The sequence below is a fragment of the Actinotignum sp. usb-actsch-rep-73 genome (genome assembly GCF_059082735.1).
Map to the genome: position 1 here is coordinate 1 of NZ_JBHNPV010000007.1, position 15,809 is coordinate 15,809.

The window sequence follows — 15,809 nt, forward strand, 5'->3', positions numbered from 1 at the left end:
ACCACACGACGCTAAGGAGGAGTCATGCCCCCCCCGTTTTGTCCGATCCTCGCAGACAACGCGAAAGCCATTAGTCGCCACCGCCCTTGTAGCGATAACAAGTCTGCTTTTAGCCGGTTGCGCAAGCTCAACGATGAGTTCTGACTCCAGTGGGGCGCCCGTGGGTCAGAATTACGAGTATGGCACCTCTTCGAGCGAGGCGAGTAACTCAGACTCTGACTCTTCGTATGACTCGAACAGAGAATCGCAAGGAACAACGGTTGAAGCTCAAGTGATCGTCACCGGTAATATGAGCCTCGATGTTGCTGATCCCGCTGAAGCGTTAGCTCATGCCTCCACTATCGTCACTGAAGCGGGTGGCTCAGTTGCTCATTCTTCCCTGAAGGGAGAATCGGATTCACCGTGGGGCAACGCAACATTCAAGATCCCAGCAAATAGCTTCGAAGAAACTCGTCAGAAGCTTGCAGAATTGGGGAAGGTCACTGATCAATCGACTGATACTGCCGATGCGGGGGCTGAAGTCGCTGACCTTGACGCTCGCATCACAGCGTTGAAAGCATCCATCGCCCGCCTTACCACTTTGATCGATCAGGCAGAGACTACATCGGATCTCTTGGAAGCAGAACGCGAACTCACAAGTCGTCAGGAAGAACTCGACAGTCTGAAAGCGCAGCGCGCCTGGTATTCCGACCAAGTGTCGTATTCAACTCTTGAGGTTTCTTTCCGTTCGACAGCGATCACTCCGGTTCCCTCAAGCTCGGCATGGGAAGAATCCTGGCAGGCGTTCTCTCAGGGAATCGCAGGATTTGTGTATGGACTGATCATGTTTGTCCCGTGGCTTATCGTGATTATTCCGATCACGCTATTTTTCGTGTGGCTACATCGCCGTAGAAGGGCTCGCCGGCGCGCGCGAGGGGAGGCAACGCCTACCATGTCTACGGAAACTGAGCCCGAGGCTCAGGGTGATCCCGTTGCTCAGGCAACGAATACGCTGGTCGCACGCAACATGTGACCGGGAAGACTAACCGCTGACGTTGATCCCTCGCCGGAGGGATGTGAGGGACAAGCCACGTGGGCTGGCTCGGCTCTCAGTCGTAATTTCAGCTACGATAAACACCAACGTTGATCCGGCCTGCGCCACACGGCGCGGGGTATCACCGGGGAGTTTTCGGAAGAACCGGGCGCGCTCGCAGTGCGCCCACAGTAGAACCGAACGGGTGAGCCCGTTACAGCGAATAAAAGAAGCGGCTTTGCTCCTGCGGCGCGCACGCATCGGGGTGGTAGAGCAAGCGGGGTGGTACCGCGGGTCCCAGTGAAGCTGGTCCTCGTCCCTGTGAATCGAACAGACGAGGACAACAATGACGAAGCACGGCTTTTACCCGCGTCACCGCGACAACGAGGTGGACGCAAGCCCGTCCTTCCCGCAGATGGAAGGCGAAACCCTGGCCTTTTGGGCCGATAACGATACCTTCCGTAAGTCCATTGAGGCGCGCCCTGCTGGCGAAGGCGGTCAGAACGAGTTCGTGTTCTACGACGGCCCACCCTTTGCCAACGGGCTTCCGCACTACGGTCACCTTCTGACCGGCTACGTCAAGGACATTGTTGGTCGCTACCAGACGATGCTCGGCCACCGCGTTGAACGCCGTTTCGGCTGGGACACGCACGGTCTGCCCGCTGAACTCGAGGCGCAGCGTATCCTCGGCATCGAAGATGTCACTGAGATCACCCGCGAAGGTGGCCTCGGCATCGAGAAGTTCAACGAGGCCTGCCGTTCGTCTGTTCTTCGTTACACGAACGAGTGGGAAGACTATGTCACCCGCCAGGCTCGCTGGGTTGACTTCTCCGACGACTACAAGACGCTCGACCCGAACTACATGGAGTCGGTCATCTGGGCATTCAAGACTCTCTATGACAAGGATCTTGCCTACCAGGGCCACCGCGTTCTGCCGTACTGCTGGCACGACCGTACCCCGCTGTCCAACCATGAGCTCAAGATGGATGACGATGTCTACCAGGATCGTCAAGACAACACGGTCACCGTTGGTATGCGCCTCGAAGAGCCTCTTGTTGAGGGCTCTGACAAGGGTGAACTGGTCCTGATCTGGACTACGACCCCGTGGACCTTGCCGTCGAACGAAGCTGTCGCCGTTGGCCCGACCATCGACTACGTGGTCGTGCGCGTTCCGGCTGACCTCGAGTCCCCGGTTGCCGGCCAGGATGTCGTTGTCGCTCAGGGGCGTCTTGGCGCATACGCGAAGGAACTGGGCGAAGAACCGCAGATCGTGAAGACCTTCAAGGGGAGCGAGCTTGCGGGCAAGCATTACTTCCCGATCTTCGACTATTTCGACAACGCCGATCACCGCGCCAAGGGTGCGGCTCCCGGCCCGGACGGCTGGACGATCATCCCCGGCGATTACGTGTCGACGGAAGACGGCACCGGCCTGGTCCACATCGCACCCGCATTCGGTGAAGACGACATGTTCGTCTGCCAGGAACGCGGAATCCTACCGGTCATCCCGGTGGATGAAGGCGGTTGCTTCACGTCTGAAGTTCCCGACTACCAGGGCATGCAGGTGTTCGATGCGAATAAGCCGATCACCGTTGACCTGCGCGATGGTACTGGTCCGCTGGCCCGCGTTCCCGAAGAAAAGCGTGCCGTTCTGGTTCAGCAGAAGTCGTATGTTCACTCCTACCCGCACTGCTGGCGTTGCCGTAAGCCGCTGATCTACAAGGCTGTGTCCTCGTGGTTCGTGCGCGTCAGCGCTATCCGTGATCGCATGGTCGAACTCAACCAAGAGATCACCTGGGTTCCTGAGCACACCAAAGACGGCATCTTCGGAAACTGGCTTGCCGGCGCTCGCGACTGGTCGATCTCGCGTAACCGCTTCTGGGGTGCGCCGATCCCGGTCTGGCGTTCAGATGACCCGAACTACCCGCGTGAAGACGTCTACGGTTCTTTTAAGGAACTTGAGCGCGACTTCGGCGTGAAGGTGGATAACCTGCACCGCCCGTTCATCGATCAGCTGGTTCGCCCGAACCCGGATGATCCGACGGGCAAGTCGATGATGCGCCGTATCCCGGACGTTCTCGACTGCTGGTTCGAGTCTGGTTCTATGCCGTACGCGCAGGTTCACTACCCGTTCGAGAACCAGGAATGGTTCGAGTCGCACTACCCGGGCGACTTCATCGTCGAGTACATCGGCCAGACGCGTGGCTGGTTTTACACCCTGCACGTCCTGGCGACCGCTCTGTTCGACCGCCCGGCGTTCACGAACGTTGTCTCGCATGGCATCGTTCTGGGTGATGACGGCCGCAAGATGAGCAAGTCCCTGCGCAACTATCCGGACGTCAACGGCGTGTTCGACACCTACGGTTCGGATGCGATGCGTTGGTTCCTCATGAGCTCGCCTGTCGTCCGCGGTGGCAACCTCATAGTGACCGACACGGGTATCCGTGACACGGTTCGCCAGGTGCTACTGCCGATCTGGAATACCTACTACTTCTTCACTCTGTACGCGGGGGCAGCGAATGGGGGCAAGGGGTACGAGGCCACGGCCTGGGACCTCAACGACAAAGCGGTGGTTTCCAGCTTGTCGAAGATGGACCGCTACCTGCTGGCACGCACGCGCTCGCTCGCAGCCGATGTCAAGGCTGACTTGGATTGGTATGACATCGCGAAGGCATGCGAGCACGTCCGCGATTACCTGGATGTTCTGACGAACTGGTACGTGCGTACTCAGCGCCAGCGTTTCTGGGAGGAGGATTCGGCTGCGTTCAACACGCTGTACACCGCTCTTGTCCGTCTGTCTGAGATTGCAGCTCCGTTACTCCCGTTGCTCAGCGAGGAAATCTGGCGCGGTCTGACCGGTGGTGAGTCTGTCCACCTGGTTGACTTCCCGGTGATCTCGGATCTGGTTGCTGACGACGCACTGGTGTCCGCAATGGACGAGGTCCGCGACGTTGTGTCGACGGCACACGCCCTGCGTAAGAACCATCACCTGCGCGTTCGTCAGCCACTTGCCGGCATGACGATCGTCTCTGAGCAGGCGGGTGCGCTCGGCCAGTTCGCTGACCTTGTTGCATCCGAGGTCAACGTCAAGGACGTTCGCTTCCGAACGCCGGAAGAATCCGGTTTGCGTGCGAACATCGAACTGTCGCTGAACCCGCGCGCCTTTGCTCCCGAGCTCCGTAAGCTGACGTCTTTGCTGTTCAAGGCGCAGAAGTCGGGCGAGTGGACCGTGAACGAAGACGGTAGCTGTGTTTTTGCGACCGTCCAGCTTAATGGCCAGCCGGTTGTTCTGACCGGCGAGCAGTTCTTAGTGGCCACCACCGTGGACGCTGAAGAAGGCCAGGCGGCGGACGTCATGAGCAATGGCACGGTGGTCCTGCTTGATACAGAGCTGACCGCGGAGCTGGAAGCTGAAGGCTACGCACGTGACGTGATCCGCGCCGTGCAGGATGAGCGTAAGAACGCCGGCCTGCATATTGCTGACCGCATCACGCTGAACCTCGTTGTTCCTACTGATCGCGTGGACGCCGTGAACGCGCACACTGAAATGATCGCCCACGAAACGCTCGCCCTTCAGGTGAACGTGGAAGCCGGCGAGAAGCTCACGGTGAGCGTCGCAAAGCACTGATCATTTGATCGCGTGACTCGGGGCTGGGATCACATCACTACGAAGTGCTCCCAGCCCCGAACCGTATAAAATAGGCGGGTCGCTTTTTAACTGCGCGCACTTTCGATGCGCCGGGCAACATGTGCTCTGGAGGCCCTCATGTCGAACGATCACTCCGCATTCTTTGGCGATAGCGAGGAAGAAGCGGTTGCAGGCTCAATCCCTGCGGATCTGATTCCCTACCTTGAAGCGGCTGACGAGCCCGATGAGGTGGCATTGACTGACGGAACGGATCACGGGCAAGATGCCGAAGAGGCTGAACTGCAAACTGCTCTGCGGAACCTCGTCGAATCCTCCTTGCTACTTGGCCCCGATCCTTCGATTCTCGCCGAGCTGGAAGGCGATATCGACGAAGACTTCGCCGACGACGCCGAGGCAGCGCGCGCAGAACACGAAGAAGCTCTCGCGAAGGCTGCAGATTCGGTTGAGCTGGATGCTGCGGTGGCTAAGATCTACGAATCAATCGTCGAGCGCGCACCCGAACACGACATTGAGCCGAGCTTGGATCGCATCCGGATGCTGCTCGATATCCTGGGCGATCCGCAGAATACATTCCCGACCGTGCACATTACGGGTACGAACGGCAAGACATCGACCGCACGCATGATCGATGCGGTGCTGACTGCGTTCGGCGTGCGCGTCGGACGATTTACGTCTCCGCATTTGATTGATGTGCGTGAGCGAATAAGTATCGAAGGCGCACCAATTTCCCGCGAAGCCTTTATCGCAGCCTGGAACGATATCGCGCCCTACGTCGAGATGGTCGACACGAAGTCGGTTGCTGACGGAGGAGTACGCCTGTCGTTTTTTGAGGTCTTTACTGCTCTAGCGTTGGCAGCGTTTGCGGATCACCCGGTCGATGCTGGCGTTATCGAGGTCGGCATGGGTGGAACGTGGGATGCCACGAACCTCATTGAGGCCGGCGTTTCTGTGATCATGCCGATCGATCTGGATCATACGAAGTGGCTGGGCTCCACGATCCGTGAAATCGCAGAAGAAAAGGCCGGGATTATCAAGCCCGGTCAGATTGTCGTGATCGCCGAGCAACCCGAAGAAGCACTAGAGGTCCTATTGGACCGCGCCCGCGAAGTCGATGCGATCGTCCGCCTTGAAGGCCGAGACTTCGAGCTCCTTGATCGCCAGATGGGTGTTGGCGGTCAGCTGGTTACTGTCCGCACTCCTTCCGCCACCTATACTGACGTTTTCGTTCCGCTCTTTGGCGAACATCAGGCTCACAACGCCGCGGCAGCTCTGGTTGGTGTCGAAGCGTTCATGGGCGGTCGCGCCTTGGATGCGAAGATCGTCGAAAATGGCATGATGACGGCGACTTCGCCGGGACGCCTGCAGGTTGTGCGCACATCCCCGACAATTCTTGTCGACGCTGCACATAATCCCGCAGGTGCTCGCGTCCTTGCCGATGCGCTTGACGATTCCTTCGCATTCGCTCACGTTGTCGGCGTCTATTCGGCGATGGGAGACAAGGACATCGAGTCCGTTCTGGCCGAAATGGAACCGCATCTGGATTCGATTGTCATCACCGAAATGCCCGGCGAACGTGCTGCGAATATCCAGCAATTGCGCGAAATTGCAATCGATGTCTTTGGTGAAGACAGGGTGGAAGTACGCGACAATCTTGGCGAAGCGGTCGATCGTGCGGCGACACTTGCTGAAGCCACCACTGACCCCGCAGACAAATGCGGCGTGGTCGTCTTTGGCTCGGTCGTTCTTGCAGGCCACATGCTTGATCTTGCTGGCATTCGTCCATAGGGGGCAGCGAGCCGTCTTTTTGCTAGTCGAGTAGCAAAAGTCGTGGCACCATAGTCCCAGAGCATGACCGCTCTGTTTTGATGCAAGGAGGCACGATGAAGAAGCTGGTCAATGACGTCCACAACGTCGTCAAGGAAACCCTCGAAGGATTTGCTCTGGCGCATGCGGATATGGTGGAGGTTCACCTCGATCCCGATTTCGTTACCCGCGCAACCCCGAAGGCTAACGGCAAGGTCGGTCTGGTTTCCGGTGGTGGCTCTGGTCACGAACCGTTGCACGCAGGCTTTGTCGGCCTGGGCATGCTGGATGCTGCCGTTCCTGGCGCCGTTTTCACGTCCCCGACCCCGGATCCGATCCTCGAAGCCACAAAGGCTGCCGATCACGGTGCAGGCGTCCTGCACATCGTGAAGAACTACACCGGCGACGTCCTCAACTTCGAGACCGCCGCCGAAATGGCTGAAATGGAAGACATCGAGGTCCGTTCCGTTGTCGTCAATGATGACGTCGCGGTCGAAGACTCGCTGTACACTGCAGGCCGTCGTGGTGTTGCCGGCACCGTCTTTGTTGAGAAGCTTGCCGGTGCAGCTGCAGAACGTGGCGACGACCTTGACAAGGTCACCGAAATCGCTCAGCGTGTGAACGACGAGATGCGTTCCATGGGCCTCGCACTTGGCCCGTGCACGGTTCCTCACGCAGGCACCCCCTCCTTCGATCTTGGCGAAGACGAGATCGAGCTCGGTATCGGTATCCACGGTGAACCCGGTTACCGTCGAGGCAAGATGGAAACCGCTGACGCACTGGTGGAAGAGCTCTATATCAAGGTTCGTGATGACCTGAAGCTTGAAAAGGGCCAGCGTGTGATCACCCTGGTCAACGGAATGGGTGGCACACCTTCGTCCGAGCTCTACATTTGCCATCGTCGACTGGCTCAGCTGCTGGAAGCAGACGGCATTAAGATTGCTCGCACAATGGTGGGCAACTACGTGACCAGCCTTGAAATGCCTGGCGTTTCTGTCTCCCTGCTCCGTGTGGATGACGAAATGCTTGAACTGTTCGATGCGCCGGTGGCAACACCGGCATGGAAGTGAGGGACTAGATGGCGCTAGATACTGCATGGGCAATGCGCTGGATTGCGCTTACTCGCGTAGAGATTGGTGCTCAGCGTGAATACTTGATCGATCTGGACCGCCAGATCGGCGACGGTGATCATGGTGAGAACCTCGATCGTGGGTTCGGCAAAGTCATGGAAGCCTTCGAAGCAACGCCTCCGACTAGCGTTCAGGACTGCCTGAAGATCGTTGCGAAGACTCTGATGTCGACGGTCGGTGGGGCTGCTGGTCCTCTGTACGGAACAGCTTTCCTGCGCGCAGCAAAGGTTGCTGTCGACGAACCTCTGACCGCTGAAGCTGTTGCTGCCCTGATCGGCGGTGCTCTCGCTGGCATTCAGGCTCGTGGCAAGGCAGAGCGTGGCGAGAAGACCATGGTCGATGCCTGGGGTCCGGCGTATGACGCAGCTAAGGCTGCTGCAGAATCTGGCGCCACACCTGAACAGGTTCTGGCGGTTGCTTCCGAGGCCGCTCATAAGGGTGCTCTTGCCACTGAACCTCTTCAGGCAACCAAGGGTCGTGCTTCCTACCTGGGAGAGCGTTCCAAGGGACATCTTGATCCGGGTGCTATGTCGTCCGCGATCATCCTTGCGAAGGCGCTTGAAGCAGCTGAGGAGGAATGATGGCGCGCGTTGCATTTGTCATCGCAAGCCATTCGGATCTTCTGGCTCGTGGCGTAGTCGAACTTGCCCAGCAGATGGCTCCCGAGGTTTTCTTCCAAGCCGCGGGTGGTACTGATGAGGGCGGGATCGGTACGTCCTTCGACAAGATTGACGCTGCTGTCAGCGCCTGCCTCGATGAGGTTGGCGATGGCGATGGTGCAGGTGTCTTGATCCTGACAGATCTTGGTTCAGCCACGATGACGGTTGAATCGGTTCTGGATTTTGCCGACGATCCCGATCATCTGAAGTTCATTGAAGCTCCGCTTGTTGAGGGTGCTGTCGCGGCTGCGGTGCGCGCTCAATTGGGTGATTGCCTGAATGACGTTGCCGATGCTGCGCGTAATGCGATCGGACCAATGATCGAGCTTCACTCTATGCATCAGGATCGCCAGACTTCTTCAGCTCCAACCGATGGTGTCACGGACACGGCAGTTGTTGCTGATCCGGTTGGTCTGCATGCTCGTCCGGCAGCTCTTCTGGCTCGTCTTGCAGCCACATTTGATGCCGAGATTCTTGTGAATGGAACAGATGCCGCTTCCGTTCTTGAAATCATGGCTCTCGGTGTGAAGCAGGGCGAAACGGTTGAACTGCGGGCTACTGGTCCGCAGGCAGCTGAGAGCATTGTTGCTCTCAAAGAGATGATCGAAAACGCTTCGTGATGCGGTGTGGCTGTGGTGGATATTCATCCGAGTACCGCCACAGCCACGTCGTGTGAACGATGATGCGATCATCGGTTACGATATTGATTCCTTGAACAACGTGTAATGAAAGGAGGGCGAATGCCAACTCCTGATCTGCTCGACCCGAATAAGGAACACACTCTGATCCTGGTCAAGCCCGATGGGTTTGCTCGCGGTCTGACCGGAGAGGTTCTGCGTCGCATCGAAGCGAAGGGCTATGTCCTGAAGGGCCTGAAGATTAAGAAGGCCTCTAGGGAACTCCTTGAAGAGCACTACGCGGAGCACCGTGAGCAACACTTTTTTAACGGAATGGTTGATTTCATGAGCTCGGGCCCGCTCGTTGCCGTCGTGGTTGAAGGTGACCGCGTGATTGAGGGTATGCGTATTCTCATGGGCACAACAAACCCGACCTTGGCTGCTCCTGGAACTATTCGCGGCGATCTTGGACGCGACTGGGGTTCGAACCACGTGGAGAACGTTGTTCACGGTTCAGATTCCCCGACTTCTGCTGAGCGTGAGATCGCACTGTGGTTCCCTGAACTGTGTTGCTGAGACTATCGTGTATGAGCGTGAACCTGTCCGAGGAGCACGCATGACATTATGAAAAAGTGGTGTTTGCATCTGCAGGCGCCACTTTTTCTTATTCTTCCCACAGTTTCCACGTATCCTTGACCCGTGCACTTAAAGAACCTGACGCTACGCGGGTTTAAGTCTTTCGCATCTACGACGACGTTGAAGCTTGAACCCGGGATCACCTGTGTCGTGGGTCCGAACGGTTCGGGTAAGTCGAACGTTGTGGATGCACTTGCCTGGGTGATGGGCGAGCAGGGCGCGAAGAGCCTGCGTGGCTCTAACATGTCGGACGTTATTTTCGCCGGCACATCGGGACGTCCGGCTTTAGGACGTGCGCAGATTGATCTGACAATCGATAACTCAGATGGCGCTCTTCCCATCGAATACACGGAAGTAACGATCACCAGGACACTGTTCCGCGGTGGGGGCTCCGAATACGCAATTAACGGTTCACCTGCTCGACTGCTTGATATTCAAGAATTGCTGTCCGATACGGGCATGGGACGTCAGATGCACGTCATCGTGGGGCAGGGGCGCCTCGACTCGATCCTTCAAGCAACCCCGGAAGATCGTCGCGGGTTCATTGAAGAGGCTGCCGGTGTGCTGAAGCATCGCCGGCGTAAAGAGCGTGCGCTGAAGAAGCTCGCTGACATGGATCAGAATCTCGTGCGTGTTCTGGACCTGACTGAAGAGATCCGACGCCAGCTGGGTCCTCTTGCGCGCCAAGCGAAGCAGGCGCGCAAGGCCTCGTTGATCCAAGCACGAGTGCGAGACGCGAAAGCTCGCTTGCTCGCCGACGATCTTGTGAACGTGCGCGAGAAGCTTGAACGTCAGTCGCATATTGATACCCGTCTCGAAGAGCTGAAGCGTGCGCATGAAACCAAGATTGCGGATCTGCGGGCATCAATTGAGGAAAGCGAACGCAATCAAGAAGCTCGCGCTCGCAATGCGAATGACGTGACGCGAGTCTGGCAGGAAGCGACCAGCGTCCATGAGCGTGCGAAGACGACGCTCGCAATCTCTGCCGAGCGCGTCAAACAGTATTCGCGCCCCGAAGCTACACCGACGGGTGAAGACCCGGATGTCTTGGACCAGAGGGCATTAGCTGCTTCGAATGAGGACGGGGACCTTCTCCAGCGTGTTCAGCAAGCCCAACGTGAATTAAGTAGCCTCGTACGCGCCAAGGAACAAGCGGAAGACGAAGATCAACGCGCAGCCAAAGAACTCGCCAGGGTCAACGCACTCGTCGCTGACCATCGTGAGAAAGTGGCGCGCCTGACGGGTGATGTTGGGAGTGCTCACGCCCGATTGGAAGCCGGTGAAGCGGAAGCCGGTCGTGCTCGTAGCGCGCTCGAAGCTGCACTCGCGCGAGCTGAAGAAGCGAAGAAAGCCGTTGAGGACGCGCCCGAAGAATCGGGTGGCGATTTCGATGTGAGTCGCGCGCATGCGCAGGCGGGCATCCATCGTGATCAGGCACGAGCAAAAGTTGATGCCCTCCTTGCCGCTGAACGCGAAGCTCGCGCCGATCGTGCTCACTGGGAAGCGCGTCGTGATGCCCTGACCCAGCTTCTTGCGCGTGACGATGACACGGCTCACCTGCTCGATCGTGACCACGTGCTGGGTGCCGTCCAGGATTTCGTGAACGCCCGCCAAGGAACCGAGAACGCGATCGCGACGCTACTTGGCCCATTTGCGGACGCCGTCGTCATGGATTCCCTGGATTCTGCGCTCACTCAAGCGCGCGACGCCCAGGAGTCCAATAGTGGCCAGTTACGGATGATGATCGCGAATGGGGACGAGGTCGCGCCTGCCAAGCAGAAACTACCCGAGGGCCTGACGTGGGCGCGAGAGTGCGTGACACCAGACCCGAAAGTCGCAGCGAGCGTTTCAGCCTTGCTTTGTGGCGCAGTAGTTGCCGACGATCTTGATGCTGCCCAACGTGGCATTGCGATCGACACAGTGGACGTTGCCGTTACATTGAGCGGAACAATGGTGACTCGTTCAGGTGTTATAGCAGCCGGACAGACAGCCGACTCATTACTTGCCATCAAAGCCCAACACGAAGCAGCCGCTACGAAGGCCGAGGCAGCACAACACACGTGCGACGCCCTCTCTGATGAACTCACGGCAGCGAATACTGCGCTGGACCTGGCAATACGCGGAGCGAACGAAGCCCTGAAAGCTCTGCGTGCCCACGACGCCCTGCAGGCTGAACGCGCTCAAAAGACTGCGCGACTCCAGTCCGCGCTCGCAGCCAGTGAAGCTGAGGTAGGCCGTGGACGAGAAGCGCTCAAACGTGCCGAGGATCATGTCGAATGGGCTAAAGAACGCCTTGAAGAAGCGCGATCGAAAGTCGAAACACTGTCGGAGAGTCCCTCTGAAGACGTCGACGCAGCGCGCGATAAAGCTGAGGGTGCTGCCAGAACGGCGAAAGAAGCCCGTGAAGCGGAAACCTCAGCGCGCCTGGCATTGCGAGCATTAGAAGAACAATCCAGGCAGGCTGGCGCGCGTGCCCGAAACCTTCGCCAGGCAGCCGCAAAAGAGCGCGAAGAGCGTGGCCGTTATGCGAAGCGCGAAGCTCAACGCCAGGTTGCGTTGCGTGCTGCAACGGAGATTGAGGCCGACGCGCGTCAGGCAGTGAACGAGGCTGCCCAGCTGCTTGCTATCGCCTCGGCCCGCCAGACGGCGGTTGCTGAAGAAACTCGGCAGGAAAATGAGCGCGTTGGTGCCCTGCGCTTGGCCGTGGATGAAGAAATGAAGCGCCTAGCCGACGTTACTGGCGAGGTTCAACGTGACGAAATTGCGCGCACTCAACTGGAATTGCAAGCGAGTGATGTTGAGCGTCGAGCAATGGAAGAGCTTGCGCTCGATGCTGACACTTTGATTGAAGAATACGGACCCCATACCCTGGTACCCGTTTTCCCATCGGACCCGGATGAAGAAGTCAGCGAAGAAGGCCAGCCTTTTGTTCGAAGCGAACAAGAAAAGGCTTTTGAGAAAGCTTCAAACGAGCTGGTGCGCCTGGGGCGCGTGAACCCCCTGGCTTTGGAAGAACACGATGCTCTGGCTGCTCGTCATGCATTCTTGATGGAACAGGTAAAAGACCTCAAAGAATCAAAAGCCGATCTGATGAGCATCATTACCGATGTGGATCGACTGGTTGAAGAAGCATTCGTTTCCGCATTTGAAGACACGAAGAAACAGTTCGCGCACACCTTTGACGTTTTGTTCCCCGGCGGTACAGGTGATCTGATTTTGACCGACCCAGATTCGCCTTTGACCACGGGCATTGAAATTGAAGCTCGCCCCGCCGGCAAGAAGGTCAAGCGAATGAGTTTGCTGTCGGGTGGTGAACGCTCACTCGCAGCTATTGCTTTCCTCGTCGCGATCTTTAAAGCTCGTCCATCTCCGTTCTACGTGATGGACGAAGTTGAAGCCGCACTCGACGACGTGAACTTGTCGCGTCTTCTGGCAATCTTTAAAGAACTACGTGAAGAATCTCAGCTGATCGTGATCACACACCAGAAACGCACTATGGAGATCGCCGATGCTCTCTATGGCGTCTCGATGCGTGATGGTGTGACAGGAGTTGTTTCCCAGCGTCTTGCGCGCTCATAATGCCGTGTTAGTGTGAGAAACCCGTGTCCGCATCTTTATGTTTTCTGCCCGCGCGATAACAAAGACAATGGGTACGCCAGATGGCGTACCCATTGTCTATTCAGTAGTTGTGGCGTGGTCAAAGAGAACCGAGACAGCAGATGATCAGTTGTCCTTGTTCAGGAAGTGACGTTCGTCGAGGATCGAGGCGCCCGACAGCATAAGGGCGTCAAGGTTTTGCGTCGCGTGGTGAGCGCAGAAGAACAGTTGGAAGCCGGATGGCATCGTGGCACGCAGCCACGCCTTCGCGCCACACTTGTCGCAACGGTCGGCGGCGTTGAGAACCGGGGCCGTTGAGGTTTCTGGCTGAAGTGAAAGCGTTGTCATGTTTCAATCACACACTAAAGAGTCGGTAATGTCGCGTTCAAAAGCGATTGTTCACCCTCGGCGCAATCCGTACGCGAGTGTGCTCATCATGCGAGCAAGTGGAACACGCGTCATCTGGAAGAATACGGCGAGGTGAAATGGCGCTCATTCAATGATTCTTTAAGATAAGCGGGTGACTTCTTCATCTGACTATTCGGCACGGCACCTCAGCGTCCTTGAAGGACTGGAAGCTGTTCGTAAGCGCCCCGGCATGTACATCGGTTCCACGGACCACCGCGGTTTGATGCACTGTCTCTGGGAAATTATCGACAATGCCGTTGACGAGGCTCTTGAAGGTCACTGCGACACGATCAATGTGCGCCTGCACCCTGACTATTCTGCGTCGGTGGCTGACAACGGTCGAGGTATTCCGGTTGACGAGGTCCCCGGTGTCGGTTTGTCAGGCGTCGAGGTCGTGTACACGAAGCTTCACGCTGGCGGTAAGTTCGGTGGCGGTTCCTATGCGTCATCGGGTGGTCTGCACGGCGTGGGTGCGTCCGTTGTGAACGCGCTGTCCGCGCGTCTTGACGTGCAGGTTGACCGCGGCTCAAAGACATGGGAAATGTGTTTCCGTCGCGGTGAGCCCGGCGAATTCGACGATTCGAAGCAACGCACCCCGAATTCACCGTTCACTCCGTTTGAAGAATCTTCACAGCTGAAAACCGTTGGCAAGGTAAAGAAGAATGTCACCGGTACACGCGTGCGTTTCTGGGCTGACTTTCAGATCTTCCCGTCAACCGAAGGATTCTCATGGGAAGCTTTGTGTGCGCGTGCACGCCAGACCGCGTTCCTTGTTCCCGGCCTGACCATCAACTGCTGGGATGAGCGCGCAGAAGAAGAGCTTCACGAGTCATTCCGCTACGACGGTGGCGTCGTTGACTTTACGAACTGGCTGGCCAGCGATGGTCCTGTGACTGACACGTGGCATATTCAAGGTGAAGGAACCTTCACCGAAACCGTTCAGGCACTCGATCCGTCAACGGGTCACCTCGCTGCGACCGAAGTGGAACGCACGTGCCAGGTGGATTGCGCCTTGCGATGGGGGATTGGCTACGATACTTCACTGCAGTCATTCGTCAACATTATTGCGACCCCGAAGGGTGGCACACACGTTGCCGGTTTCGAGCAGGCTGTCTTGAAGGTGTTGCGCGCGCAGATTGATAAGAACGCGCGCAAGTTGAAGGTGGGTACCAAAGATGGGCGTCCCGAAAAGGATGATGTCCAAGCGGGTCTGACTGCCGTTGTCACCGTCCGTTTCCCCGAACCGCAGTTTGAGGGGCAGACCAAGGAAATCCTGGGTACACCACAAGTCCGTACGGTCGTGTCTCGCGTTGTCACCGACTGGCTGAATGCGAAGTTTAATTCCTCAAAGCGCGACGACAAACAGCAGACGTCTTCGTTGATGGAAAAGGTTGTCGGCGAAATGAAAGCGCGTGTTTCAGCGCGTATTCACAAGGAAATTTCGCGTAAGAAGAATGCGCTTGAAACATCCTCTCTGCCCGCGAAGCTCGCAGACTGCCGAATGGAAGATGTCTTAGAAACCGAGCTGTTCATCGTCGAGGGTGACTCGGCACTGGGCACGGCAAAGGCGGCACGCAACAGCCAGTATCAGGCGCTCTTCCCGATTCGAGGCAAGATCCTGAACGTCCAAAAGGCATCGACAGCGGATATGCTGGCGAACGCGGAATGCGCGAACATTATCCAGGTCATTGGTGCAGGATCAGGTCGAACTTTCGATCTTGATTCCGCCCGCTACGGCAAGGTTATTTTGATGACCGATGCTGACGTCGATGGCGCGCATATTCGCACGTTGTTGCTCACCCTGTTCTTCCGCTATATGCGCCCCATGGTCGAAGCTGGCCGAATTTACGCTGCTGTTCCACCGTTGCACCGCATTGAAGTGAGCGCTAAGGGACGCAAGCCTCGCGAACTGATTTACACGTATTCCGAAGATGAACTCCACAAGAAGCTTGCTCAACTGCGTAAGGCGGGGCGGACATGGAAAGAACCGATCCAGCGCTACAAGGGCCTGGGTGAGATGGACGCGGACCAGTTGGCTGAAACCACCATGGATCGCGCGCATCGTTCCTTGCGACGCATCACCCTTGATGATGAAGACGCTTTGCGCGAAGCAGAAGATGTGTTCGAACTGTTGATGGGTTCCACGGTGGGACCGCGTAAGGATTTCATTGTCGAAGGATCCTCTGGCATCGACCGCATGCGCATCGACGCCTGAAAACTCCCTGTCGCCCCATCCGTGTTGGGCCTCGTCTTTTCGCACCGTGTGTATTGAACACCTGGCCGCTGAGACCTAGCGCAGAA

The 15,809-nt window shown here is 57.4% G+C and carries 10 protein-coding genes; 9 read left to right on the forward strand and 1 reads right to left on the reverse strand.

Annotated elements, in window-relative coordinates:
• Window positions 1–133: 133 nt before the first annotated feature.
• From AC5RE1_RS00420 to smc, 8 genes are all read left to right on the forward strand, one after another.
• Window positions 134–1,012 carry a DUF4349 domain-containing protein gene (locus tag AC5RE1_RS00420; RefSeq protein ID WP_493938181.1) on the forward strand — a complete coding sequence of 293 codons (879 nt, stop codon included), beginning with the start codon at window positions 134–136 and terminating at the stop codon, window positions 1,010–1,012.
• Window positions 1,013–1,358: 346 nt separating this feature from the next.
• On the forward strand, window positions 1,359–4,637 hold the full coding sequence (ileS, locus tag AC5RE1_RS00425) for an isoleucine--tRNA ligase (protein ID WP_493938182.1): 3,279 nt from the start codon (window positions 1,359–1,361) through the stop codon (window positions 4,635–4,637).
• A gap of 138 nt (window positions 4,638–4,775) precedes the next feature.
• The gene (locus tag AC5RE1_RS00430) at window positions 4,776–6,443 is read left to right on the forward strand and encodes a bifunctional folylpolyglutamate synthase/dihydrofolate synthase (protein WP_219585796.1); all 1,668 of its coding nucleotides are present in this window, start codon (window positions 4,776–4,778) and stop codon (window positions 6,441–6,443) included.
• A gap of 95 nt (window positions 6,444–6,538) precedes the next feature.
• Window positions 6,539–7,531 (forward strand): dihydroxyacetone kinase subunit DhaK, encoded by a 993-nt coding sequence (dhaK, locus tag AC5RE1_RS00435; RefSeq protein ID WP_179370431.1) that lies wholly within the window; start codon window positions 6,539–6,541, stop codon window positions 7,529–7,531.
• An 8-nt stretch (window positions 7,532–7,539) separates the two neighbouring features.
• Window positions 7,540–8,172 (forward strand): dihydroxyacetone kinase subunit DhaL, encoded by a 633-nt coding sequence (gene dhaL, locus AC5RE1_RS00440; RefSeq protein WP_103633609.1) that lies wholly within the window; start codon window positions 7,540–7,542, stop codon window positions 8,170–8,172.
• On the forward strand, window positions 8,169–8,870 hold the full coding sequence (gene dhaM / locus AC5RE1_RS00445) for a dihydroxyacetone kinase phosphoryl donor subunit DhaM (RefSeq protein ID WP_285084473.1): 702 nt from the start codon (window positions 8,169–8,171) through the stop codon (window positions 8,868–8,870). Before dhaL ends, dhaM begins: the two co-directional genes overlap by 4 nt.
• A 120-nt stretch (window positions 8,871–8,990) precedes the next feature.
• Window positions 8,991–9,443, forward strand: coding sequence for a nucleoside-diphosphate kinase (ndk, locus tag AC5RE1_RS00450; RefSeq protein WP_006681586.1), 453 nt, complete (start codon window positions 8,991–8,993; stop codon window positions 9,441–9,443).
• Window positions 9,444–9,566: 123 nt separating this feature from the next.
• Complete coding sequence (gene smc / locus AC5RE1_RS00455; protein WP_179370428.1) at window positions 9,567–13,082, forward strand: chromosome segregation protein SMC; 3,516 nt, start codon at window positions 9,567–9,569, stop codon at window positions 13,080–13,082.
• Window positions 13,083–13,226: 144 nt separating this feature from the next.
• On the opposite strand, the gene AC5RE1_RS00460 is transcribed toward smc, so the two are convergent.
• On the reverse strand, window positions 13,227–13,448 hold the full coding sequence (locus AC5RE1_RS00460; RefSeq protein ID WP_006681584.1) for a DUF7455 domain-containing protein: 222 nt from the start codon (window positions 13,446–13,448) through the stop codon (window positions 13,227–13,229).
• Between the two features lie 172 nt (window positions 13,449–13,620).
• On the opposite strand from AC5RE1_RS00460, the gene AC5RE1_RS00465 reads away from it, so the two are divergent.
• Window positions 13,621–15,723 carry a DNA gyrase/topoisomerase IV subunit B gene (locus AC5RE1_RS00465; protein WP_006681583.1) on the forward strand — a complete coding sequence of 701 codons (2,103 nt, stop codon included), beginning with the start codon at window positions 13,621–13,623 and terminating at the stop codon, window positions 15,721–15,723.
• The last annotated feature ends 86 nt before the right edge of the window (window positions 15,724–15,809 follow it).

Coding starts and splice junctions, on each gene's coding strand:
- dhaK (WP_179370431.1), top strand. CDS start 6,539: ATGAAGAAGCTGGTCAATGACGTCCACAACGTCGTCAAGGAAACCCTC.
- dhaM (WP_285084473.1), top strand. CDS start 8,169: ATGATGGCGCGCGTTGCATTTGTCATCGCAAGCCATTCGGATCTTCTG.
- AC5RE1_RS00460 (WP_006681584.1), bottom strand. CDS start 13,448: ATGACAACGCTTTCACTTCAGCCAGAAACCTCAACGGCCCCGGTTCTC.
- dhaL (WP_103633609.1), top strand. CDS start 7,540: ATGGCGCTAGATACTGCATGGGCAATGCGCTGGATTGCGCTTACTCGC.
- AC5RE1_RS00430 (WP_219585796.1), top strand. CDS start 4,776: ATGTCGAACGATCACTCCGCATTCTTTGGCGATAGCGAGGAAGAAGCG.
- ndk (WP_006681586.1), top strand. CDS start 8,991: ATGCCAACTCCTGATCTGCTCGACCCGAATAAGGAACACACTCTGATC.
- ileS (WP_493938182.1), top strand. CDS start 1,359: ATGACGAAGCACGGCTTTTACCCGCGTCACCGCGACAACGAGGTGGAC.
- AC5RE1_RS00420 (WP_493938181.1), top strand. CDS start 134: ATGAGTTCTGACTCCAGTGGGGCGCCCGTGGGTCAGAATTACGAGTAT.